Source organism: Psychrobacter sp. AntiMn-1, from assembly GCF_001854065.1.
GTDB classification, from domain to species: Bacteria; Pseudomonadota; Gammaproteobacteria; order Pseudomonadales; family Moraxellaceae; genus Psychrobacter; species Psychrobacter pacificensis.
Map to the genome: position 1 here is coordinate 2,845,441 of NZ_CP012969.1, position 25,046 is coordinate 2,870,486.

22 protein-coding genes are annotated in these 25,046 nt (G+C 42.9%); 17 read left to right on the top strand and 5 right to left on the bottom strand.

Annotation, left to right across the window (positions count from 1 at the left end; all coding sequences use genetic code 11):
- Window position 1: 1 nt before the first annotated feature.
- Both AOT82_RS12315 and AOT82_RS12320 read left to right on the top strand, forming a co-directional pair.
- Window positions 2-604, top strand: coding sequence for an OmpA family protein (locus tag AOT82_RS12315; RefSeq protein ID WP_071003302.1), 603 nt, complete (start codon window positions 2-4; stop codon window positions 602-604).
- A 134-nt stretch (window positions 605-738) separates the two neighbouring features.
- Window positions 739-1,380 carry an OmpA family protein gene (locus AOT82_RS12320; RefSeq protein WP_071003304.1) on the top strand — a complete coding sequence of 214 codons (642 nt, stop codon included), beginning with the start codon at window positions 739-741 and terminating at the stop codon, window positions 1,378-1,380.
- Window positions 1,381-1,407: 27 nt separating this feature from the next.
- On the opposite strand, the gene AOT82_RS12325 is transcribed toward AOT82_RS12320, so the two are convergent.
- From AOT82_RS12325 to nadA, 3 genes are all read right to left on the bottom strand, one after another.
- Entirely contained in the window at window positions 1,408-2,319 is a 912-nt protein-coding gene (locus tag AOT82_RS12325) for a lysine exporter LysO family protein (protein WP_071003306.1), read from the bottom strand.
- A gap of 196 nt (window positions 2,320-2,515) precedes the next feature.
- The gene (gene nadB, locus AOT82_RS12330; RefSeq protein ID WP_156771016.1) at window positions 2,516-4,396 is read right to left on the bottom strand and encodes an L-aspartate oxidase; all 1,881 of its coding nucleotides are present in this window, start codon (window positions 4,394-4,396) and stop codon (window positions 2,516-2,518) included.
- Between the two features lie 82 nt (window positions 4,397-4,478).
- Window positions 4,479-5,618 (bottom strand): quinolinate synthase NadA, encoded by a 1,140-nt coding sequence (gene nadA, locus AOT82_RS12335; RefSeq protein ID WP_071003308.1) that lies wholly within the window; start codon window positions 5,616-5,618, stop codon window positions 4,479-4,481.
- 385 nt (window positions 5,619-6,003) lie between these two features.
- On the opposite strand from nadA, the gene AOT82_RS12345 reads away from it, so the two are divergent.
- The 3 genes from AOT82_RS12345 (at window position 6,004) to AOT82_RS12355 (ending at window position 8,927) form a co-directional block, all read left to right on the top strand.
- A complete protein-coding gene (locus AOT82_RS12345) occupies window positions 6,004-7,035 on the top strand; it encodes an NUDIX hydrolase (RefSeq protein WP_071003312.1) in 1,032 nt (343 codons plus the stop codon).
- Between the two features lie 170 nt (window positions 7,036-7,205).
- Window positions 7,206-8,066 carry a carboxylating nicotinate-nucleotide diphosphorylase gene (gene nadC / locus AOT82_RS12350; RefSeq protein WP_071003314.1) on the top strand — a complete coding sequence of 287 codons (861 nt, stop codon included), beginning with the start codon at window positions 7,206-7,208 and terminating at the stop codon, window positions 8,064-8,066.
- Between the two features lie 219 nt (window positions 8,067-8,285).
- The gene (locus AOT82_RS12355; protein ID WP_083328953.1) at window positions 8,286-8,927 is read left to right on the top strand and encodes a MarC family protein; all 642 of its coding nucleotides are present in this window, start codon (window positions 8,286-8,288) and stop codon (window positions 8,925-8,927) included.
- Window positions 8,928-9,002: 75 nt separating this feature from the next.
- Here the strand turns inward: AOT82_RS12355 and AOT82_RS12360 are convergent, their stop codons facing one another.
- Window positions 9,003-9,605 (bottom strand): LysE/ArgO family amino acid transporter, encoded by a 603-nt coding sequence (locus AOT82_RS12360; protein WP_071003316.1) that lies wholly within the window; start codon window positions 9,603-9,605, stop codon window positions 9,003-9,005.
- A 179-nt stretch (window positions 9,606-9,784) separates the two neighbouring features.
- Here AOT82_RS12360 and AOT82_RS12365 point away from each other — a divergent pair, with 179 nt between their 5' ends.
- The 3 genes from AOT82_RS12365 (at window position 9,785) to AOT82_RS12375 (ending at window position 12,015) form a co-directional block, all read left to right on the top strand.
- A complete protein-coding gene (locus tag AOT82_RS12365; RefSeq protein WP_071003317.1) occupies window positions 9,785-10,534 on the top strand; it encodes a hypothetical protein in 750 nt (249 codons plus the stop codon).
- A 207-nt stretch (window positions 10,535-10,741) separates the two neighbouring features.
- Window positions 10,742-11,410, top strand: a complete 669-nt coding sequence (locus AOT82_RS12370; protein ID WP_071003319.1) for a hypothetical protein — start codon at window positions 10,742-10,744, stop codon at window positions 11,408-11,410.
- A 53-nt stretch (window positions 11,411-11,463) separates the two neighbouring features.
- Entirely contained in the window at window positions 11,464-12,015 is a 552-nt protein-coding gene (locus tag AOT82_RS12375) for a hypothetical protein (RefSeq protein ID WP_071003321.1), read from the top strand.
- A 140-nt stretch (window positions 12,016-12,155) separates the two neighbouring features.
- Here the strand turns inward: AOT82_RS12375 and rluB are convergent, their stop codons facing one another.
- Window positions 12,156-13,082 carry a 23S rRNA pseudouridine(2605) synthase RluB gene (gene rluB, locus AOT82_RS12380; protein ID WP_071003322.1) on the bottom strand — a complete coding sequence of 309 codons (927 nt, stop codon included), beginning with the start codon at window positions 13,080-13,082 and terminating at the stop codon, window positions 12,156-12,158.
- Window positions 13,083-13,357: 275 nt separating this feature from the next.
- Here rluB and AOT82_RS12385 point away from each other — a divergent pair, with 275 nt between their 5' ends.
- The 9 genes from AOT82_RS12385 (at window position 13,358) to AOT82_RS12425 (ending at window position 24,973) form a co-directional block, all read left to right on the top strand.
- Window positions 13,358-14,464 (top strand): polysaccharide biosynthesis/export family protein, encoded by a 1,107-nt coding sequence (locus AOT82_RS12385; protein WP_083328954.1) that lies wholly within the window; start codon window positions 13,358-13,360, stop codon window positions 14,462-14,464.
- A gap of 12 nt (window positions 14,465-14,476) precedes the next feature.
- Window positions 14,477-14,908, top strand: a complete 432-nt coding sequence (locus tag AOT82_RS12390) for a low molecular weight protein-tyrosine-phosphatase (protein WP_025647174.1) — start codon at window positions 14,477-14,479, stop codon at window positions 14,906-14,908.
- A 73-nt stretch (window positions 14,909-14,981) separates the two neighbouring features.
- Window positions 14,982-17,186, top strand: coding sequence for a polysaccharide biosynthesis tyrosine autokinase (locus tag AOT82_RS12395; protein WP_071003324.1), 2,205 nt, complete (start codon window positions 14,982-14,984; stop codon window positions 17,184-17,186).
- Between the two features lie 59 nt (window positions 17,187-17,245).
- Window positions 17,246-19,204: a polysaccharide biosynthesis protein gene (locus AOT82_RS12400; protein ID WP_083328955.1), complete on the top strand. Its 1,959-nt coding sequence runs from the start codon at window positions 17,246-17,248 to the stop codon at window positions 19,202-19,204.
- Window positions 19,205-19,261: 57 nt separating this feature from the next.
- Complete coding sequence (gene galE, locus AOT82_RS12405; RefSeq protein WP_037059832.1) at window positions 19,262-20,275, top strand: UDP-glucose 4-epimerase GalE; 1,014 nt, start codon at window positions 19,262-19,264, stop codon at window positions 20,273-20,275.
- Window positions 20,276-20,370: 95 nt separating this feature from the next.
- The gene (locus tag AOT82_RS12410; protein ID WP_071001266.1) at window positions 20,371-21,072 is read left to right on the top strand and encodes an IS1 family transposase; all 702 of its coding nucleotides are present in this window, start codon (window positions 20,371-20,373) and stop codon (window positions 21,070-21,072) included.
- Window positions 21,073-21,108: 36 nt separating this feature from the next.
- Window positions 21,109-22,386: a Vi polysaccharide biosynthesis UDP-N-acetylglucosamine C-6 dehydrogenase TviB gene (gene tviB, locus AOT82_RS12415; RefSeq protein ID WP_071003325.1), complete on the top strand. Its 1,278-nt coding sequence runs from the start codon at window positions 21,109-21,111 to the stop codon at window positions 22,384-22,386.
- A 36-nt stretch (window positions 22,387-22,422) separates the two neighbouring features.
- Entirely contained in the window at window positions 22,423-23,460 is a 1,038-nt protein-coding gene (locus tag AOT82_RS12420) for an NAD-dependent epimerase/dehydratase family protein (protein WP_071003327.1), read from the top strand.
- Between the two features lies 1 nt (window position 23,461).
- Complete coding sequence (locus AOT82_RS12425) at window positions 23,462-24,973, top strand: lipopolysaccharide biosynthesis protein (protein WP_071003329.1); 1,512 nt, start codon at window positions 23,462-23,464, stop codon at window positions 24,971-24,973.
- Window positions 24,974-25,046 lie beyond the last annotated feature (73 nt).

Below are 25,046 nucleotides of genomic sequence, written 5' to 3' on the forward strand. Positions count from 1 at the left end.
CATGAAAAAATGTATGTATTCAGCAATTATTATTTTTAGCAGCACTTTGGCATTATCCGCCTGTCAAACTGCGCCGCAATTAATAATGGTTAGTCAGCAAACAAATATCGTTGCGACTCCTGTTTTGGACTCAGACGGCGATGGCGTGCCTGATGACATCGACCAATGTCCAAATACAAAAATGGAAAGTAATGTAGTAGTGGATGACAGAGGCTGCCACTTCATTATGGGACCTGACATGAGTTTAAAAATCGAGTATCGCGCCTTTTTTGATAAAGACAGCAGTGAGCTTTTGCCAAAGTACCAAGATGAACTCAATAATGTCGGTAAAAGAATGCAAGAACATAAGACAGCAACGATACGGATTGAAGGTCACAGTTCCAAAAGTGAGGTTGATAGCGCCGATTTAAACAAATCCAATCCACTGGCGCAAGCTCGAGCCGACAACGTTAAAAACTATTTGATGTCAAAGTTTAATATTTCACCTAAACGTATCACGGTAGTTGAGTACGGCGCAACTAGACCAACTGCGCCTTCAGACAGTGAAGAAGGCGATATGTTTAATCGTCGAGTTTATGCGCTTGCGACTGAACCTGATAAGTGAAAATGTAGCTTTTTTTAAAAGGACAAAATAATTATTAGACTTCTTGCATAAGTCATCGTCAGCCCTTGTAACTCCGTCAGTGGAAGTCAATGAACTGGTACTTTTGCAAGAGATCTATTAAAAAGGACTTTACCATGACATCAAAAGTTTATTTAGCTATGGGTATTTTTAGCAGTATTTTTACGTTATCAGCTTGTCAAGCTGCACTGCAATCGGTAACGGCTAATCAGCAAGCGCCTATCGTAGCGCCCGTCGTTCCGGCAGTTTTGGATTCCGATGGCGATGGAGTGCTTGGTGATATAGACGAGTGTCCACAAACGCCACTTCATACAGTAGTGGATGATAGAGGCTGTCCATTTACTCTTATTGGTGTCGGTCTAAAAATGGAATACCGAGCCTTTTTTGCCAAAGACAGTAGTGAGTTATCAAAAGAGTACCAGCTTGATCTTGATAAAGTAGCAGAGCAGATGAATAAGTACGATACCGCTACTATGAAAATTGAAGCTCATATTTCGAAAGATGAAATGGGGCAGGCGTTAAGTGCTTTATCTAAAAATAGAGCTATGATGGTCAAAAACTACCTTATTTTAAAACACGACATCAAGCCTAGTCGTTTGAGTACTTTTGACTGTGGTATCAGAGCGCCTATTGCATCAGCTGACACCGAAGAGGGAAAATCCATGAATCGTCGAGTCTATGGACTAGCGACAGAGCCAAAAATAAACGCTTATAATGATCCGGTTGACTCAGCTTCAAAGATATGTGACGAGTTCTAAATCGTACTCAATCTTAAAAATCTGTATCTACCCCAACGCCGAAAACACCACCATCAGCACCGGCGAGATGATATTAATCAAAAAGCCAAAGCTAATCGCTAGTGGCACGACCTTGAGACCGCCTGATTGCTGAATAATCGGTAAGGTAAAATCGAGACTCGTCGCGCCGCCAAGCCCCACCGCAGCCGAAGGATATTTGCGCATAAATACAGGAATGAATAGCAGCGCAAAAAATTCCCGTATCAAATCATTAAATAGCGCGACACTGCCCCATACCGCGCCGTAAGCATCGGTCATGACAATCGCGGATAGCGAATACCAACCAAACCCTGATGCCATTGCCAAGCCTTTCGTCCACGACACATCGGTAAATAGTAAGGCAAACACAAGCCCACCAACCAACACCGATAGCGTAAAAATGACGCTCATCTCGACGCCGCGCTTGTTGAGCATGACTTCTTTTAGTGTAATGCCTGAGCCTTTTAAGCCAATACCGACCAACAAGATCAAAATCATCAGCATGACCGTCATAGAGTTTTCAGGCGGCATATAGTCAGCAGGCAAGAAGTAGCCAATCACCATCCCAATTACCACGCAGACGACCTGTAATAGGCTACCTCGAATACTGACACGATGCTCTTTAGATTTGACGCTTGGTTTTTTGGCATGCCACGGTCGTACATGATCAAAAACCATCAGTGCAAACAATCCTGTGCCTATCGTCAATATGGATAAGACAGTCACGTACAGTGCAATTTCGCCAACTTGGTTACCCAGCCCTTCTACCTGTGATAGCTCAATACCGATCAGTGCCAAGATAAGATAGACCAAATAAGACAAGCCTGTATCGGCTAGTTTGGTCATGGTTGGGTTAGACGGAATGGCAAAGCCAATAAACATTGGCATCAAGACCAAAACGAGGGTAATTAGGCTTTGCATGGTGGTCAGCTCGCAGCGATTTTAACAAGACATTTTAGGAAGCTTGCGATTGTACCATAACCCTGACCGAATACTAAAAACCCACTAGGTAGCCTACATTGATTGATATTTTGTGAGCTGATAGGACTTGCGACAAGTCAATCAATCTCTGCTATTGGCTGACTTTTTCTAGAACGTTGATGTGCACACTGCTCCGTCAAGCAATCAACGTTTTCCACATATTGTTTAGCGTTTTCGATATATTTATAGATTGAGCAGAGGAGATATGTTGCTGATATGGCTCACGCTGCGGCTCAACCACACTTGCCCGAGGTATATCCGATAGCTTTGGATAATCATGGCGATAATGTCCGCCGCGACTCTCCATACGCTGATAAGCAGACTGAATAATTAAGGTCGCTAAAGCAAGCTGTCTGGTTAATTGAAAATATGCCAGCTCATGTATGTTCGTGGGGCTGTCATTTTTAATGATATTTTGTTGTCCAAGCTCAGTACTGGCAAGCGAAACTTGCCACTTTTGTATTTGGGTTAATGCTTGTTCTAATTGTCCCGCGCTACGGGTGATACCCATGTTAGTGGTCATGAGCACTTTTAGTGCGGCAGTGATTTTGGTCATGTCCGCCTCAGCGCCAGATAGCTTGTCATCATTGTCATATTCGGACGCTGTAAATAACGTATCAGTCAAAATAATTGAATGCGCATCTGTGAGCGTAGGCACTGACCAAGATTCAATGACGGATTGATTTATGTCACGATAAGCATCATTATTCATCTTCTCTGCGTTTGCTAAACGGGTGACATACTGAGGCAAATGGTCTGCGATATTACGACCAACCACCACGCACTCCAACAACGAATTACTTGCTAAGCGGTTCGCCCCATGTAGCCCTGTATAAGCGACTTCACCAGCCGCATAAAGTCCTGGTACATCCGTCAATCCATTGGCATCAGTCACCACACCGCCACAGCTATAATGCGCAGTCGGGGCAACTGGAATAGGATCTGTCGTGATATCAATCCCGAGCGTTAATAGCGTTTGGTAAATCTGCGGGAAATGCGCTTTTATAAAGTCAGTGGCTAAGTGACTGACATCAAGATGCACGTAGCCAAGCCCGTTGTTATCAATCTGCGCGGCTATCGCCCGAGCGACGATATCGCGCGGTGCCAATTCAGCACGGGCATCCACGTCCAACATAAAGCGGACACCCGTCTTTGGACAATATAACCGTCCACCTTCACCGCGCAGTGCCTCAGATATCAAAAAGCTGCTGTCATCTAGCGCTAAGCCTGTTGGGTGAAACTGAATGAACTCCAAGTTTGCCAAGCGGCAGCCTGCTTGCCATGCCATCATCACGCCATCACCGACGCAGACGTTAGGCGCGCTGGCACGCTTGAATAATTGACCTAAGCCGCCACTAGCCAGTACCACTGCACGACTATGAAAGGTGAGCGGGCGCCCATTGATATGATCAAAGACAAGCACCCCTCGGCAATGCTTAGCATCGCTATTATCTGTAAAAAAAGGCTTGTCGCTCGCTATAGGCAGTGTCAGTAACTCAAGCGCTTCATGATAAGGCAAAATAGTGATATTGGTAGCAGCTTGCGCTTTGATGGTTAATGCGTCCATCACGTGTCGACCCGTCGCATCGTCCGCATGGGCGACGCGTCTACAGCCGTGACCGCCTTCTTTTGTTAAATGCAAGTCGCTAGTCTGTAACTGAGAAAATTCCTGTGCGCTTGTATTATCCAAAGCGTTAGGTGAGTTCTGCGTAAAAGGGACACCTTGCGCGCATAGCCACTGAACCGCTTGCTGTCCTGCACCCAAGATACGGGCAGTATTATCGGGTGTGCAGAGCCCGGCACCAGCCACTAAGGTATCAGCAACATGGTCAGACACAGAGTCATCTTTGTCTAGACTAGCGGCAATGCCACCTTGAGCATAGTGACTTGAGCAAACCTCAAGTGCCGCTTTACTCAAAACCGTGATATTCAGTGACTTTGGTAGCGATAACGCTGTACTCAAGCCTGCCAGTCCAGCGCCAATGATAAGGACGTCAGTTTTGACAATATGGCTCATGCGACTACTCCTACAGTTATCAGGAATACAGTTATCAGGGATGGTGGTACGGGTTTGATTGGCTGAGAGCGGCTTACTCATGCTAGGCTGCCCCAACATTGGCAAACAATGCACGATCTTGGACGATATCGCCACTGGCGGCCACACGTTGCTTTTGCGATTCAGCAAAATCAAGCATACGTTGTAAGGGTTTTCTAGCAGCGGCGGCAAGCTCAGGCGTCATTAGTACCTCACCGCTGTTATTGGTCAAGCATTGCTCGATACCTTTTAGGCCATTCATCGCCATCCAAGGACAAAAGGCACAGCTCTTACAGCTCGCACTTTCACCAGCGGTAGGCGCTGCCAAAAAGCGTTTGTTCGGTGAGCGTTTTTGCATTTCATGCAATATGCCTAGGTCAGTTGCAACGATAAAGGTGTCAGCATCCATCTCATACGTTGATTGCAACAGTTTACTGGTTGAGCCAACAACATCAGCAAGTGCCACCACGCTATCGGGCGACTCAGGATGTACCAAGACCTTGGCTTCTGGATGTTCGGCTTTTAATTGCAGCAATTCAGTGGCTTTAAACTCATTATGCACGAGGCAAGACCCTTGCCAAAGCAGCATATCTGCACCCGTCTCACGAGCGATGTATTTGCCCAAATGACGGTCAGGCCCCCAGATGATCGGCTCACCTTGTGCATGCAAATGACGGACGATATCGATACCGACCGATGATGTCACAACCCAGTCAGCGCGGGCTTTTACCGCGGCGCTGGTATTGGCATAAACGACCACGGTACGCTCAGGATGGGCATCACAAAATGCGGAAAACTCGTCAGCAGGGCAACCCAAATCGAGCGAACATTCCGCCTCCAAATCTGGCATGAGCACGGTTTTTTCCATACTTAAAATCTTTGCTGATTCGCCCATAAAGCGTACACCAGCGACAACTAGGGTCTGGGCGCTATGGGCTTGTCCAAACCGAGCCATCTCAAGCGAGTCACCGACGCAGCCACCTGTCGCAAGGGCTAAGTCTTGGATAAAAGGATCGACATAGTAGTGTGCAACGAGTACCGCGTTATTGTCTTTTAAGAGTTTTTTGATGTTTTCTTCAACCACGAGTCTTTCAGCACGAGGCAAGTCTGCTGGCATTTTTGCTCTGGCATATTCGATGTTCATCTGAGTGGCGATGCGATTGTCGGTACTCATGATGGGTGCGTCGTAAGGATAACTTTTCATAATGGCAACCTCTGTTGGCGCTATAGTGATAAATGGTGTGCTAAAACAAGATGTTTGGTTAAATAAATTTAATTGGTCTTTAATTATGCTCATTTTGAGTATAAATACAAGTGTTTTTTATAGGTTTACTGATTTATTTCCTCTGTTGTCATCATTTGTCATCATTTGTCATCATTTATTCTTGGTTATGTGATAGAGATTCTCTAGCATGTTTCTGCACCATCTTTGATAGTAGAAGGACCATTTTGATGTTGTCTGATTACAACGCCAGACTATGATATTTCAAGATTCACGTTATACTGTTTTAGATTTGAGGCGTACCATCATTATCAGCCTTGAGAACCCTTTTATGCCATTTTAAAGAGACAGGATAATCCCCAAAACTATGACGTTGTCTTATTCACATGCGCACCAGCAAGGTAGCGGCACAACTGAAGTGGTCGCTGTATTGGTCGCGATTACCGATCATATCGCTCGTGTCCTAACCGTTGACCAAGGCAAACTGTTGCCAAATGGGCCGCTTATGCCATTACATCGCTCGCTACAGGCAGGCGTGCGTCAATGGGTAGAAGAGCAGACGCAGCAGCCGCTCGGATATTTAGAGCAGCTATATACCTTTGTTGATACCAACAGACGTAACGTTGATGGTCATGCATTGGTGTACGTCAGCTACCTTGGTCTGGTACAAGAAACTCAAATGCAGGCATTGCAAAGCCAAGCGCTATGGCGAAATTGGTATGATTATTTCCCGTGGGAAAATCATTTGGATGGTATGCCTAGTATCATTATGGACTTTATCATCCCTATGCTATTGGAGTGGGCGAGTAGCGCCGAAGACTCTATTGCCCGGCAGCGCAGGCGTCAACGTATTGGTTTGTGCTGGGGACTTAGCGAAGAGTTTTTGACAGATAGCGAGTTCATAGAAACTGAACCAGTTGGCGATAAGACTGATGAAAGCAGAGAATGGATCGCAGAGCATGTGCTGCTGCGCTACGAGATGCTGTATGAAGCAGGACTGATACCAGAAGCGCCCAATTATCCGCCTAATTACCAAACGGTTCAATTGCCAAGCGACTGGTCTCAGCGTATCGGCATACCGATGTATTACGATCATCGCCGCGTGATTGCCACCGCTATCTCCAGACTACGCGCCAAGATTGAATATCGACCGCTTATCTTTGGGTTGATGCCAGATGTGTTTACTTTATCCCAATTGCAGCAAAGTGTTGAGGCCTTATCAGGCATACGCTTGCACAAACAAAACTTTCGCCGTTTGCTGGAATCTCAGAATCTTGTGATGGAGACAGGAGAGAGTAGTAGTGCTCAGCGTGGTCGCCCCGCCAAACTCTATCGTTTTCGCCATGATATCGAGCTACAAAGCTTATTGATGGACAGCAAACTTCCTAAGCGTAAATAATTGCTACTAACAAATACAGCTAGGTCAATTTCATATAGAAATCGACTTGCTCAATAAAAACTTTTTCACCTTCCCTTGCAGGAGCGTCAACTTTACGCTATATTTATGCTCATTTTGAGTTTAAATATTTGGACGTTTTTATTCATATTACGCCTACATAAGGGTCAAACATGACAATTGAAAAAGAGCCAGTATTGGATGACGTATTGCTTAAACCTTTGGTAGAAGATGCGCTAGCGGAAGATTTGGGCAGGCGTGGTGATGTCACCTCGCAAGCCACTATCCCAGCAGATATACAAGCCCAGCTACAAATTAAGGCACGACAATCAGGTGTGATATGCGGTATGGATTTGGCGCGGTTGTCTTTTGCCTTAGTTGATGCAAGCATTGAGTTTGTGGCTCAAGTGCAGGATGGCGAAACAGTCGCCGCTGGTGCCGTATTGGCTACTGTAAAAGGTAATGCACGCCATCTGCTAACAGCAGAACGTACAGCATTAAACTTCATGACGCATCTTAGCGGTATTGCGACTGCGACCCGCCAGATTGTCGATAGCGTGGCGCAATATCCGGCACAAATTACTTGTACGCGTAAGACTATTCCAGGTCTGCGTATTGTACAAAAATACGCGGTACGCTGCGGTGGCGGTCGCAATCACCGTTTGGGACTGGATGATGCGATTTTAATCAAAGACAATCATATCGCCATTGCCGGTGATATAAAGACGGCTATCGAGCAAGCGCAACACTTTGCTGGGCATCTGATTCCGATTGAGGTTGAAGTCGATACACTAGAGCAATTAGAGCAGGCGCTAGAGGCGGGTGTGAGTTTGGTATTGCTAGACAATATGTCGCCAGAAACGCTATCGCAAGCGGTTGCTATGTGTAAAGGTCGCGCAAAGACTGAAGCATCCGGTGGTATTACGCCTGAAACGGTACGAGCCGCCGCCAGTACAGGGGTTGATTTTATCGCGATGGGCTACCTAACGCACAGTACTACCGCTTTGGATATTGGCTTAGATTTTAGTGCATAGGCCATCAATTATTTCAGCTTTATCTGAGTCATAGCTTTTATATTCGCTAGATTTTTCGCCAAGATGACATAGAAGGGTAACCGAGCAAAGTTAATGATTTAACTCGCTTATCTGCCTATGTTACAATGCTATTATGAATTGCCTATTGGGTCATCGTCGCACTCGCACGATGGCCTTATCTTTTTGCACCAGTGGTATCAATAGACAAGCGAGCGCTCAGTGAATACTGAAATTATCAAGATAATCCTAGCCTTTATGGTATTGATCAATCCATTTAGCGCATTGACGTTGTTCTTGGATTTGACTCGCGGCTATTCGATGAGAAATCGACGTAAGGTGGCACGCGTTGCCTGTCTGACCATTTTTATCACCATCAGTTTTTTTACGGTGGCGGGTGAGACCTTACTAAAAGCACTAGGTATTTCTATTGGCTCGTTTCAGCTGGCTGGTGGTATATTGGTGTTCTTGATTTCACTAAATATGATGAACGGTGAAGGCAACCCTGTTAAGCCTGATCAAGAGAACTTCGATGTTGACCACGTGCAAGATGCACTGCCGACGATGGCATCCGCAGTGGTCCCCATTGCGATACCGATGATGATTGGACCAGGTGGTATTTCTACCGTTATTATTTATTCATCGCAAGTCTCAGGCATTTTGCAGGTATCTGCCATCATCATTGCTGGTCTCTTCATTAGTTTATTTTGCTACTTGGCATTGATGGCTGCTGGTCGTATCAGCCGCTTGCTCGGTGATACCGGTCTGAATATTATGAGCCGAATCATGGGTATGCTATTAGCAGCCGTGTCTATCGAGATTATCGTTAGCGGTCTGCGCACACTGTTTCCTGCTTTAATCTAAGCTATTTATTCTGTGTCTAATATTGAGCATTTAAAATCCTCTTAATTTATCTAGATTTAATGCCTAATATTGTATTTAGCTTTGGTATAAATGCCAAGCCAGATATAACATCAGCAGTCCTACCAACGCATCGAGTATGTTCCAAGCTTTTGGCTTTTCAAATAACGGCCTGAGCAGGCGTGCACCGTAACCGAGCGCAAAAAAGAAAAAGAATGACGCGCTAATTGCCCCAATGGCAAAGGTAAGTTTGCTAGCCGCGCCAGTTGAAACCATCCCAACGAGCACCAATGTATCTAAGTAGACATGTGGATTTAGCCACGTAAAGCCAAAGCAGAGCAGCAGCGCTTTTTTTAAGCTACTCACCACTTGTCCCTCGACCGTCAGCGCATGAGATACGCGTACGCTGGCATACAAACTCTGTAAGCCGTAGCCTAATAAAAATAAAACGCCTGCTATTTTTGCGATATCGATCACATGCGGATAGCGTGCGGTGACCGCACCAAATCCACCAACACCTGCTGATATCAACAGCGCATCGCTTACCGCACAAAATAGGCAAACAAAAAATATGTGCTCACGTTTGAGACCTTGTTTGAGTACAAAGGCATTTTGAGAACCAATGGCGATGATGAGCGATAACCCAAGCAAAAAACCAGAGAGATAATCGGGAGCATTCATAACAAGGCGCTTAACATTTAGGAAGTGAGCGGAGAGAGTAGAAATGTTGACACTTTGCGTACTGGCAGGTCAGCAAAAACCTGTTAAGATACGCTATTGAATGAACGTATGCAATACGAGCACAACGTGTGTGTACTGGATGAGGGGCAGAGCAAGTCATGGTAGTCAGTTTGACAAGAATGCTAAAGTCATTTGGGCAAGCGCAAGATGACCTACCAACGTTAGCTGCCAAAAATGCGCAGGAGATGGGTGTTAACCATAATTTAAATGACAATAGTGATAATATCGATATCCATCATAATAATGACGGCACTCAATCAAATCACGAGCGTGCTGCATTAACGCCACCTGAGCGGGTACACCGTATACGTGATGCATTGGCGCAGGTAAATGATATTCACTCATCAACCCCGCTGACTGATCGCTATTTGTCCAATCGTGCTCACATGCGCCCGACCAACAGACCACCTTTTGCCCCAGATACTCTATGGTATCTCAAACATGGACGTTGTCCGATTATGACTGAGCTTGTTGATGTGGTCGATGAGGCCACCCTAAACGCTATGCCCATCGAAGCCGTTGCGATATTAGATCGTATCAATGGCAAGCTAAAACGCTATCGTGAGTGGAGTAGTGAGCTAAACGAGCAACAGCAGCAGCAACATAATGAACGTCAGTTTGTCATTGATAAGCTCGTGTCCGAGAGCATCCCAGAAGCGCTACATCATTATGAGCAGTTGCAGCGCTTTAGTCCGCATCGCACCAAAAACAATATGGTACAAGGCAAGATGACCGCAGGCGATATGCTGACAGATTTGTTTTTAGAAATTGATTATGAGCTTGATGAGCTATTGGATGAGCTGCATCAAACCGTTTTAAATCGTCTTGCCTCAACCCATCGTTACGTCAAGAGCCGCACGCAAAGCTAGCGTATTTTATAAAATAAAAGATTATCCAAAAACAGTGCAGACTCAATGTATAACAATATAAGGCTTTCATAGAGCCTTATTTTTTTGTTTAATAAAAGCAGTGCTAAGCAATAAAGTTGATGACACTAAAACCGCCTAGCTGAAAATACTGATTAAAATAACAAGAAATCTGCCAAACTATTCTGTCAAAACAATAAGGAAAACCCGATGACCCAAGTGACTGCTATGTTAGTGATGTTTGTATTATACGGAGTGCTGCCGGCCGCTGGGTTATATCTGGGGTATCGTGGTATCAAAAAAGTGACCGCGCCCAAAATGCTGGAATATACTGCCATGCCGCAACTGGGCTATATACCAGAGAAAAGCCTACCCGTTGAAGTCAAATCAGCACTTGAGCAACTCAATCGAAAAGGCAAAAAACTCCGCTTGATCTATGGTGATACCAATAATGACGGTAAAATTGATGATAAAGACACTGTCACTGAAACTTATATTATGATCCAAAATCTGATGGACCGACACATTCCGCAAGCTGTGGCAGACTATCGCCGCTTGCATGATTTAGATGTGGCAGATGGCGCGCGTGCTGATACCACCAAAATCAAACATTCAGATGTCACTGGCAAACAAGCATTGTTAGAAGTGCTTAAGACGATCAATACCCAGTTTGACGATTTACTCAATGCTTCATACCATCAAGATGGGCAAAAACTGCTCGCGACCAATCGCTATCTGCAAACGCGTTTTGATCAACCAAATATGGATTCAACAATGCAGCCGCTGAGTAATCTCAGTAAGGAAACAGAGGCTATTGAGTCACCTACTTTGAGTAGCACGGATGTAAAAAATCCAGTAGCAGAAGATATTAAACGCTAAGTGCCAACGATAAGTAGTCATACATAGAATTGAGTGATGAGTAGCGAGCAGTTATGAGTATATTAATAGGCATCGGTATTGTAACGACCGTCACGACTTTTTATCTAGGTAGAAAAGGCTGGCATGCATTGCACAAAGCGGTCGGTATTACTCCAGGTGTGCTTATATATCAAGATGATCATGCGCCATTGTCACTGGTTACGTTAAGTTGGGAACAGCTTAACTTAAATAAAAAGCACTTAAAAAGCTTGTCAGATCAGCAGCTACGGCAATTAAAGCGTATCGATAACAAAGTGAGTAGCTATCAAGCTTATCAGGCAGCATTACAAGCTCAACATAAAACACCTGCCATAACAGAAGCACAGTTTGTGTTGAACAAAATGCTGCAAACTCGGCTACCCGAAATGCTAGCCACTCACTACCAATTAACAAATATAAATGTCACTAATGAGAATAGTGAAAAGAGGTTAGAGGCTAGTGAGTTATTGCAAAGTGTTTTAGATAACATCGAACAGCGTTTGGATAGACTACTGGCACAAATGGACGAGGAGCAGCTAAAAGAGCTGCGAGTCATGACGCATTATATTAATACCCACGATAGCTGAGGCGTTATTTTTATACTGAGTCACTGTGAGGCCTGTAAAAAATACATAAAAAAAGGGGTCAATGATGAATAGTCATTGACCCCTTTTTTATGTTTATTCTAAATCTATCAAAAACTTAGAATAATGTTAAATCAATTGAATTAGCGCTTATCATTGCGGTCACGACTATTACGCGTACCGCGGCTGGCAGGGCTAACACTGCTTTTAGGCTTCGCGCTGCTGTTGCGATTGTCATTACGAGTGTCCGTGCGACGCGCTTTAAGCGGCTTGTTTCTGATACGCTCTTGCTTTTTTTTAGCCGCACCATATAGACCTGTGCCATAACGTGGGCGTAAGCTCACCAAATCGGTCAATGTATTGATCTCTTTTTTATCGAGTTCTAAGAAACGACCTGTACGTAACTCTTTTGGCAAGGCAATCGTACCGTAACGTGTACGCAATAGGCGGCTAACTTTCAGACCTTGTGACTCAAACAAGCGGCGTACTTCACGGTTACGACCTTCTTTGAGCTGAACGTGATACCACTTATTAACCCCTTCACCGCCGCCTTCTTTGATGTCGTCAAACTGCGCCATGCCGTCTTCTAACATGACACCAGCAGTCAAGTTGCGGGCGATATCAGGAGTTACTTCACCCAACACACGAACGGCATATTCACGCGTCACTTCGCTAGAGGGATGCATCAGGCGATGCGCCATCTCACCATCATTGGTAAATAATAGTAAGCCAGTTGAATTGATATCCAAACGTCCAACCATGACCCAACGATCATGAGTGAGCTTTGGCAAGCGCTCAAACACAGTCGGACGACCTTCTGGATCTTTTGCTGAGCAGACTTCACCTTCAGGCTTGTAATAAGCGATCACTCGGCGACGCTTTTCATTTTCGGCGGTATATTTGATCTGACGACCATCCACACGTATTTCATCGCCTGGTGTGACACGGTCACCAATCGTTGCTGGACCGTTATTAACAGATACGCGACCTGATTTAATCACTTCTTCCATTTGACGGCGTGAGCCAAGGCCCATACGGGCGAGTGCTTTTTGCAATTTTTCGTCTTTCATCTTAATGTCCTTGAGTCGGTGGGTTTACATTTCTCAATGTAAAAAGTTAGATTGGCTATTTTACGCTACTTTGAACGACAAAGCAGTAGTCAGTGACTATAATATCTACAAAATAGTGTAGATAAAAGTGAACAAAAATAATAACAATAGATGAAATTTTAACCAATTATGTTATTATGGCTTTTTTTTATAGTATAAATGCCTTACTAAACTAGTAATATATCGTTGTTATCTATACTTTTTATCTGTCATCATGTTCTATAAAGGTCTTCATTATGCGTCAATCCTTTAAACTATTAAGCACCTCGAGCTTATTGCTCATGACTTTATGGTCTGCAGGATGCGCGACGACGACGATCAATTCAGGCTTGCAAGCAGGTGATTTGCCGCCAGTAGGGGACTTTACTGCCGAAAACGGTCTGCAGTTCAATATCCAGCCGCTTAACTTAGCGACCTTGCCGCCTCCACAAGTCAGCCGTCCTACGAATGACATCTATCAGCTTATAGCGAGCTCAAAGAAAAAAGAGTACCGTATTTCTCAAGGTGATATCTTAGCTATTAATTTAGTGGGTTATCCAGATATGAATATCGCTTCATCTAGCAACAATAATAGTCCTGCATCTGCAGGATACCCAGTAGACCAACAAGGCTTTGTGCAGTTTCCATTAGTCGGTAGAGTTAAGGCGGCAGGATTGAGCGTACCGCAATTTACCGCTTCCTTACAAAGTCAACTGCAACGCTATTTGAAATACTCTGATCCACAAGTGAAAATTATCAATTATCGCGGTAATAAATTCTTTATCGATGGTGAAGTCAAACAGCCTGGCGAGTTTGCTATTGATGATGCGCCTGTATCGCTATATAGTGCGATCTCCAAAGCGGGCGGCGCGACAGAGACCGGCGATTCAAACAGTATCGTACTAAACCGTAATGGCCGTAATTATAATATCGGTTTAAGCGATCTACGGCAGATAGGCGCTTCGGGTAATCAGATCTATATCCAAGACGGTGACTCTATTCATGTTAATAGCCAAGATCGAAACACTGTCTATGTTTTAGGCGAGTTTGGTCAAATTGAGCCGGTGCCTATCTTAGAGCAAGGGCTGAGCCTAGCGCAAGTGTTAGGCAGATCTAAAGGTCTGAACTCTGCTACTGCTAATGCGGCCAAAGTATATGTAGTCCGTGACAATCCAAACTACCAGCGTACCAATATTTATTATGCTGATATGCAAAGTCTGACTAGCCTCGCACTGGCCAATCGCTTCGAGATGCAGCCTAATGATATTCTCTATGTGGATCCAACTGGCCTGACGCGTTGGAACCGTGTGATCAGTGCATTGCTTCCTTCAACCTCAGCAATTAGAAGCGTTTCAAGCTTATAGGTGGCAAATATTATGGCATTTGATAATATTTTGGTGGTTTGCGTAGGCAATATTTGTCGCAGTCCTATCGCTGAGGCGGCTCTTACGCAGCAGTATCCTAATAAGACAATCGACTCTGCTGGGCTCTCTGCTGTAGTCGGTAATGGTGCTGATCCTAACGCTTTGGCAGTGATGTCAGAGCTCGGCATAGATATGTCTGCGCATATTGCCAAACAGATCGATGAGACGTTAGTGAAGCGCGCGGATTTAATCTTGACGATGTCTAATAATCAAAGCAAATGGATTGAGGATCGTTGGCCGCATTGCCGCGGTAAGACTTTCCGTATTGGTCATTGGATCGACAAAGACATCGCTGATCCATATCGCCATGATCTTGCTGTGTTTGAAAAGGCGCGGCAAGATATCTTCGATAGCCTAAAACCTTGGGCTGATAAAATTAGCTAACTGCTTACCCCTAATTAAGTGATATCGAGTTACTGATATTGAGCTACTAATCTAAGATGATGAACCCAAAGTTATGACTATAGATTCACAAAATAGTGCCAAAACGGCTGTCGAAAAAGAAGACGATGAAATCGACCTAATGGCGCTACTATTAGCGTTATTGCGTGGTTGGAAGACTATACTGTTTTTTGCCATACTGGGACTATTGATTGGTATCTTATATAGTCGCTATGTCAATCCGACCTATAAATCTGAAGCTCTAATACAGATCGATGAAAAGTCATCAGGAATATCAGCGCTTGGCGGCGATATCTCAGAGCTAATCGGCGCTGAGGATAGCAAAGCGCAGGCGGAAGCTGAATTGATCCGTTCTCGAATGATCTTAGAGCCGGTGATTAACTCGCTACATCTACGTATCCACCTGGCTGATCCTGAAGTAGGCGCTATAGATAGAATTGTCAATGACCGTACAAATACCGCTATACATACGCCAGAAGGAGTGTCCTTAACTACGACAGACGGTCAAGCCAGTATCAGTCAATTCAATGTCTCGCAAGGCTATTTAAATCAGTCATTTACTCTCACTCGCTCTGAAACAGGTTTTACACTTAGTAATGAACTTGATGAGTTTAAAGGTCAGCTTAACAAGCCCCATCAGTTTAAAGGGACGGATGGCCAGATCCAGATTACGGTAAACGATTTACCTGATAATAGTCATGCTGTTAGCCTGACTAAGCAATCATTACAAAAGACTACCAATACAATAAATAGCGCGCTATCGGTAGTTGAAAAGGGTAAACAGACTGGCATTATTGAGCTGTCTATGACCGGCAATAACCAGCAGCAGACCAGTCTTATCTTAAAAGAAATCGTCCTGTCTTATGTGGGTCAAAACCAGTCTCGTGGTACCGAAGATACGACTAGAACGCTTGAGTTTATGGAAACTCAAATTCCGCTACTAAGAAAAAAGCTAGAAGATTCTGAGGCAGTTTTTAATGAGTTTCGAACTAAGTACGGTACCATCGATGTCAGCCAAGAAGCAGAGATTTTATTAGCAGAGAACTCTCAAATTGACACACAGCTCAGTGAGCTTAAGCTAAAAAAAGCAGATCTCACAACGTATTACACTGACGAGCATCCACTGGTTATTCAAATCAATGAGCAAATAGCGGTATTGAATGCTCGCAAGCAGAAAATTGATAATACCATTGCGGGTCTACCAGAAGTACAGCGTGAGTTCTTAAAGTTATCACAAGATACCGAGATAAATAGAGAAATCTATTTAAATCTACTTAAGAACTATCAACAGCTACAAATAGCCAAAGCAGGTCAAACAGGCTTTGCACGTATTATTGACTTGCCTATTAACACCTTTGACGCTATCGCCCCTAAAAAGCTACAAATCATGATCTTAGCGCTATTATTAGGTGGCATGCTAGGAACTATGTTAGTACTGCTTAAAAACTTATTACGAAACGTAGTCAAGGATCCTGAGCGCCTTGAGGCTAAGACCGGTGTACCAGTCATTGCGACTATTCCGCGCTCGCCACTGTTAACCAGACTACGGAAGAAGAATAAGTCACCAAATCGTCTATTGGCCCATGTCGATAACGATAGCTTGAGCTACGAGGCGATAAAGAGCTTAAGAACAAACTTAATGTTCGGTATGCCAGTAGTAGGCAAAGTCGGTGAACGTGCTAAAGTTATCTTAATCACCGGTGAGAGCCCAGGGGTAGGGAAGTCATTTATCTCTTCTAACTTAACTGAAGTATTCTCACAGCTCGATAAAAAGGTGTTGATCATAGATGCGGATATGCGCTTGGGTGAGCTGCATAGAATGTTCGATATGACGCCTGACAATGGCTTAGGGGATTACTTAGCGCAGCAAATCGAGTTAGCTAAGGTTATACATCCGACCTCTATAGATAACATCGACTTTATGCCGCGTGGACAGCATCCTAAGAACCCATCATCCTTGCTCTCAGGTGATAAGTTTGAGCAGATGATGACCGAGCTTAATGAGCACTACGATTATATTATTATCGATTCGCCGCCTATTTTAGCGGCTTCAGACGCGATGATTATGTCGCATTACGCGGATAAAGTACTGATGGTCACGCGCTACGATCAATCGGTAGAAGGGCAGGTGGCTTATGCAATCAAGCAGATGCATAAGGCTGATATTCAAGTCGATGGCATTGTCCTTAATGACGTACAACAGGGCTTGATGAGTAAATATAGTTATCACTATAGCTATGCCTATGGTAATAATAGCTAACTATGGTTTTGTGAATATTTAAATAAGCCTATAAAGTATAAATAGAATAGTTGTTCATTATGTCGATAAAGTCCAAGCATACTAGCACTCAGCAGCACCAGGAAGCGACCAGCTGGTCGCAACGGGTTGCTGAGTATCTACTAGCGCTACCGCGCAGCGCTAAGCAAGCTATCTTGATGACGGCTGACTTTATGATGTCAGCGGTATGCTTATATTTCGCTATTGCAGCACGCTATGGCTATATGGGCAATCATATTAGCCCAGTTGCGCTATGTTTGTATGCTTTAGTTCCGGTGTTTGGTTTATACCTTATAGGTTTTTATAAAGGTGTTGCGCGTAGTTTCTTTGATTCGGCGATGGGCAAAGTACTACAACTGTTCTTATTGCTGATCGTCATCGCGCAAGGGGCTCTTTATCTTGATCTGATACCCGGTATGCCACGGGCAGTACCTATTCTATACTTGTTTTTGTTCTTTATTTGGCTTTGGAATAGTCGTTTAACTATTCGCGAGCTACTTGCACGTTGGCAAGGTCAGCGGCCGCAGCGTCAGCTCAATGATGACTCTGATAATGTCATCATTTATGGTGCAGGGGAGGCGGGTAAAGAGCTGTTAGAGGGCCTCAGAAACTCTCATAAGTATAATGTCGTGGCTTTTGTTGACGATGATGTTCAGCTTACTGGTGCTTATGTGTTAGGCAAGCGCATCTATGGTGCTGATGAGCTAGTGAGGGTCGTGTCTAAGCTCGATATCTCGCAAGTGTTCTTAGCTATTCCTTCTATCAGCCGTGCTAGCAAGCGGCAGATCATCGATAAGCTAGAAGGCATCTCGATTAAAATTAAAGAGTTACCAAGCCTAGAAGAGATAGTCGATGGTAAAGTGACTGTCAGTAGTATGCGCAAAGTCGATATCTTAGATGTATTAGACCGGCAGACGGTCGAGCCTGATGAGCGCTTATTACGATATAATATCACTGATAAATGCGTACTGGTCACCGGTGCTGGTGGCTCTATCGGTAGCGAATTGTGCCGGCAAATTATCATAAATAAGCCCAAGGTTTTGGTACTCTACGAGCTATCTGAGTTTGCGCTTTATAGTATTCATCAGGAGCTGATCGCTCGAGTCGCTAGCAAAGACATCTATCAAGGTATCAAAGTCATCGCCGTCATTGGTAACGTCACTAATGAAGCCAATCTACTACGTGTACTCAAACGTTATCAGATTCAGACGGTCTATCATGCAGCAGCCTACAAGCATGTGCCTATCGTCGAGCATAACCCTTTTGAAGGTGCGATAAATAATAGCAAAGGCACGTATCACTGTGCCCGCGCTGCAATCGAAGCCAAGGTAGAGACCTTTGTCTTGATATCTACTGACAAAGCGGTAAGACCGACTAATGTTATGGGCGCTACGAAGCGTCTAGCAGAGCTGGTCTGTCAGGCGCTGAGTCAAAAGAACAACCCTAATAACAATCATACCCTTATCAGTATGGTGCGCTTTGGTAATGTACTCGGCTCATCAGGCTCAGTAGTTCCCGTATTTACCAAGCAAATCGCGCAAGGTAAGCCGATAACTGTGACTCATCCAGATGTCACACGTTACTTTATGACGATACCGGAAGCGGCAAACTTAGTGATTCAAGCAGGAGCAATGGCAAAAGGTGGGGAAGTGTTTGTCCTCGATATGGGCGCTCCGGTAAAAATCGTTGATCTCGCCCGCCGTATGATTCAGTTAAGCGGCTTTGAAGTAAAAGACGAAGCCCATCCCTATGGCGATATCGAAATCACCTATACTGGACTGCGCCCAGGCGAAAAGCTCTATGAGGAGCTGATCATCGGTGAAGACAATGTTGAAGACACCGACCATCCGCTCATTATGCAAGCGATGGAATCTAGCTTTCCTTTGGCGGATATAGAAAAGACATTGAACGAGCTTGCGCAAAGAGCGCAGCACTATGATGTTGATTGGCTTAAACAAGAGTTTCGCTATTTTGTCGCAGGGTATCAATCGGTTTCATAATCAAACATTTTAGTAAAACTCTTCGAAAACAGAATTAAATTTTATAAGGTGCTTTCTATGATTCTATTAACAGGTGGAGCAGGCTACATAGGTTCCCATATGCTACTGAAATTACTAGAATCGAATCATAAAGTAGTTGTTTTAGATAACCTATTAAATAGTAGTTACGAGTCTATCAAGAGAGTCGAAGCTCTAAGTAATAAGCAGTGTATATTTATTGAAGGTGATATAAGAGATAGTGAATGCCTGAATAGTATTTTTGATAAATATAATATCGACGCTGTCCTCCACTTTGCAGGTCTAAAAGCAGTAGGTGAAAGTACCGAAAAACCATTGTTGTATTTTGATAATAATATTAGCGGAAGCCTACAACTATTAAGGTCTATGCAAAAATACAACGTAAAGAAAATAGTATTCAGCTCTTCTGCTACCGTATATGGCGATCCAGACGAATTACCAATTTCTGAAGAATGCCCTATGTATATGCCTACGAACCCTTACGGCTATACAAAAATGGCGGTAGAGCAAATGCTAATGCAGGTAGTAGAGTCTGATCCTACTTGGGCAGTAGCTACGTTGAGGTATTTCAATCCAGTTGGCGCACATGAGAGTGGCATGATAGGTGAAGACCCTAATGGCACTCCCAATAATCTTTTGCCCTATATCGCTCAGGTTGCAGTTGGTAAAAGAGATAAACTCTCTGTTTATGGTAATGATTATGCTACCCATGATGGGACAGGTATACGCGATTATATACATGTTATGGACTTGGTTGAAGGGCACTTAAGAGCATTAGATTATATAGTTAACAATCTAGGATACCATGTATGGAATCTAGGAACTGGTAGCGGCCATTCTGTTTTAGATATGGTGAAAGCATTTGAAAAAGCCAGTAACACTAACATTCCCTATCAAATTGTAGAGAAAAGAGCTGGTGACATTGCTAGTTGTTATGCTGATGCGACTAAAGCTCATCAACAACTAAATTGGTTTGCCCAAAGGTCTATTGAGGACATGATGAAAGATACTTGGCGATGGCAATCTCAAAACCCTGATGGTTATACTAATTAGTAATATCGATTGATAGATACTATACAGAGAAAACTGGTGGTGGTTCAAAAAGTAGGCTGAAAAAAAACAGGCTGAGAAATTGATAAAATAGTGAAATGCAAATCACACTATACATCAAATGCCCAGCCTGTCTAAGTGACAGTATAAAGAAAAATGGCTTCAAAAGCTATGGTAAACAAAACTATAAATGCAAAGACTGCAAACGGCAGTTTATTGGCGACCATGCCTTAACGTACCAAGGCTGTCACTCCCAAAAAGATAGCAAAATACGCCATCTTATGGTTCGAGGCAGTGGCATAAAAGACATCGCTTGCGTTGAAAAAATTAGCAAAGGCAAAGTACTAGCCACCCTAAAAAAGTGTCACTACCAAATAACCCCCAAGCAAAGGCAATATGACTGTCTTGAAGTAGATGAGCTTTGGACATTCGTAGGTAAAAAGACCAACAAACAATGGCTAATTTATGCCTATCACCGTGACACAGGTGAAATTGTTGCCTATGTGTGGGGAAAACGAGACCTTAACACTGTCAAAAAGCTTAAAGCTAAGCTGAAAGCTTTAGGCGTAAGTTGTGCTAAAATCGCTAGTGATACCTGGGATAGCTTTGTTACTGGTTTTAAGGGCTTTACCCAAGTCATTGGCAAGTTTTTCACGGTCGGTATTGAAGGTAATAATTGCACTATCAGACATCGAGTAAGGCGAGCATTTAGGCGAAGTTGTAACTTTTCTAAAAAGCTGGAAAATCACTTTAAAGCCTTTGATTTAGCTTTCTTTTACATCAATCATGGGTATGTCTAATGTTAGCCTACTTTTTGAACCATCACCAGAAAACTTATGCACAATATTAAAAATTCGAAAATTGCGGTCATCGGTCTTGGATATGTAGGGCTACCATTGGCAGTTGAATTTGGTAAGCATCACTCAGTTGTCGGCTTTGATATTAATACTGATCGTATAGCTGAACTAATATCAGGTACAGATCATACTTTAGAAATAAATAATGAAGAGTTATCTCAAGCAACACATTTGAGTTTCAGTTCAGAAATAGCGGATCTCCAAGAATGCAATTTCTTTATTGTGACTGTACCAACACCTATCGATGAGTATAAACAGCCAGATCTCACCCCATTGATTAAGGCTTCAGAGGCTATTGGTAGCTTGCTCAAACAAGACGACATCGTAGTATATGAGTCCACAGTGTATCCGGGCGCAACTGAAGAAGTATGTATTCCAGTATTGGAGCATGTTTCTGGACTTATCTTTAATCAGGACTTTTATGCAGTATATAGTCCTGAGCGTATCAACCCAGGAGATAAGGAGCATAGAGTTACTAATATTTTGAAGGTAACTGCAGGTTCTACACCTGAAGTCGCAGACTTCATCGATAGTGTTTATAACTTGATTATTACCGCTGGTACACATAAGGCACCAAGCATTAAAGTAGCAGAAGCGGCTAAGGTCATTGAGAATACCCAACGCGATGTCAATATTGCGCTGATCAATGAGCTAGCGGTGATCTTTAATAAGATGAATATCGATACCGAGGCGGTGTTAGAGGCTGCTGGTACTAAGTGGAACTTTTTACCGTTTCGTCCGGGTTTAGTTGGCGGTCATTGTATCGGTGTCGATCCGTATTATCTCACCCATAAAGCGCAAGCTATCGGCTATAATCCTGAGATTATTTTAGCTGGTCGTCGTCTAAACGATAGTATGGGTGAGTATGTGGTGACGCAATTGGTCAAGACTATGATCAAAAAGCGTATTCAAGTCGAAGGCGCGAGAGTACTCATTTTAGGTTTGAGCTTTAAAGAGAACTGCCCAGATGTCCGCAATACTAAGGTTATTGATATCGTTCATGAGCTACAAGAATACAATATTGAGGTCGATGTCTATGATCCATGGATCGACAATGCGGAAGCGGAGCGCGAGTACGATATTACGCCAATAGCGCAGCCAGCATTGAACCATTATGACAGTATCATTCTAGCGGTTGCTCACAGTGAGTTCATTGATATGGGTATTGCGTATATTAGAAGCTTGGGTAAGGAGAGTCATGTGCTCTATGATCTGAAGTATGTGTTTGCTAAAGAAGATACAGATGTTCGTCTATAAGCTAAAGCTAACTTAGAACAGCATATGAGAAACACTATGACAGCAACAACCTATAATCAAGTCAAAGAAACATTAGTCCAGACGCCTAAAACGTGGCTAATCACTGGGGTAGCAGGCTTTATCGGCTCCAATCTACTTGAGACACTACTATTGTTAGAGCAAAAGGTAGTGGGTCTAGATAACTTCGCCACTGGCTTTCAGCATAATCTCGATGAAGTGCAGGGCGTGGTCAGCGCGGAGCAGTGGTCAAGGTTTAGCTTTATAGAGGGTGATATCTGTGAGCTAGCCGATTGCGAGCAAGCATGCGCAGGTGTTGATTATGTGCTGCATCAAGCTGCGCTCGGATCAGTACCGCGCTCTATTGCTGATCCAATCAACACTAATCACACTAATATTTCAGGATTCTTGAATATGTTAGTGGCTGCTCGCGATGCTCAAGTATCGAGTTTCACATATGCGGCAAGTAGCTCGACCTATGGTGATCATCCAGCATTGCCAAAAGTAGAAGATGCTATTGGTAATCCGTTATCGCCTTATGCGGTGACCAAATATGTCAATGAGCTATACGCAGAGGTATTTGCGCGTACTTATAACTTCAATACTATTGGCCTACGTTATTTTAATATCTTTGGCAAGCGTCAAACGCCAGATGGCGCATACGCAGCGGTAATACCAAAGTGGACGGCTGCTATGATCGCAGGTGATGAGGTATTCATTAATGGTGATGGCGATACCAGTCGCGACTTTAATTTTATAGAAAATGCGGTACAGGCCAATATTTTGGCAGCGACTGCTACCGAAGAAGCTAAAAACCAAATCTATAATGTAGCCGTTGGTGGTCGTACTACCCTTAATACACTGTTTTCAGCGCTTAAAGAACATTTAAGTGCTAACGGAGTCAGCTACACTCGAGAACCCGTCTATCGAGATTTTAGAGCAGGAGACGTGCGTCATAGTCAGGCTGATATTAGCAAAATACAAAATGCGTTAGGCTATGATCCGCAGTTTGATATCATTGAAGGTATCGAGAAAGCGATGCCTTGGTATGTGAACGATATTATTGCTAATACCTAAAATGGAAAATAACAAATACAAACGCATGGCCAAAAATGCAGGAATGTTATATTTCCGTATGCTATTAACCATGGGCGTTGCTTTATATACCTCAAGAGTTATATTACAAACTTTAGGAGTTGAAGACTTTGGTATATATAATGTAGTTGCTGGTTTTGTGACGATGCTTGGTTTTTTAAATAGTGCCATGTCCTCAGCTACTCAAAGGTTTCTTACATTTGAATTAGGTAAATCGCAGACCAAAGATGTACGCGGAGTTTTTAGCATGAGTATGAATATTCATATTCTAATTGCTATAACTATATTTTTTCTAGGAGAAACCATTGGACTATGGTTTTTAAAAACGCAAATGACAATACCAATGGATAGGATGTTTGCCGCTGAATGGGTTTTTCATTTAGCTCTTATCTCTTTCATGGTGAATATAATCAGTGTACCTTATAATGCAATGATCATTGCTAACGAAGAAATGAGTGTGTTTGCTCGGGTAAGTATTATTAGTGTAGTACTGAAACTATTGATTGTATTTATGCTTACATGGTTTGGTACAGACAAACTGATCATATACGGAGTATTAAGCTTAATAGTAACCATAATAATATTTTTAATTTATAAAAGTTATTGTGAAAATAAATTTTTGGACTCTAGGTTCAAACTCTTTTGGGATAAAAAAATATTTAGCGTTATGATATCTTTTACTAGCTGGAATATGTGGGGTAATGTTGCTTCGGTTATGAGCTCTCAAGGAGTTAATGTAGTTTTAAATATATTCTTTGGGCCTGCCGTAAACGCTGCTACAGCTATTGCTACACAAGCTTCCGGCGCATTAAATAGTTTTGTACAAAATTTACAAGTGGCTATAAACCCTCAAATTATTAAATCATATGCAGCAAAAGATATGTTGTATATGCACCAACTAGTATGCTACGGGGCAAAATATAACTTTTTTCTACTATTTTTTCTATCTGTGCCTATATTAGTAAATACAGATTTAGTTTTAAATATATGGCTAGGCTCTACGCCTGACTATACTTCTATATTTCTAAGACTTACTATAATCAACATTCTTATTAATTGCATATCTGCTCCTTTAATGACTTCTGCACAAGCAACTGGGAAAATAAAGCTGTATCAAACTTTAGTAGGAGGAATATTGCTATTAAACTTGCCTATCTCTTATCTTGTTTTAAAGTTGGGTGGGGAGCCCTATGTAGTATTGTTTGTAGGTATAGTAATTTCTATATTTGCTTTTTTAGCAAGATTGTTAATCCTTAAAAATTTAATATCTCTTCCGATAAAGGAATATCTCAAAGAGGTAATAGGACGTGGATTGTTGATAGTTGCTTCAGTAGGAATATTATATTATTTATTTTTCATTCTTATATTAGATACTTTAGGGTTTTGGCTAGATTCAGTGTTTATATCTATACTAACTTTAGTTACTATAGTAACTTTTGGAGTTGGAAAATCTGAGAGAAATGTAATAGTACGCCAAATAAAAAAAAGGCTATAACTGATATTTTTTTCGTTGGTTTATTACTTACAATTCATATGTGAGATATTATACATTAAGGCTGTTATTCGTA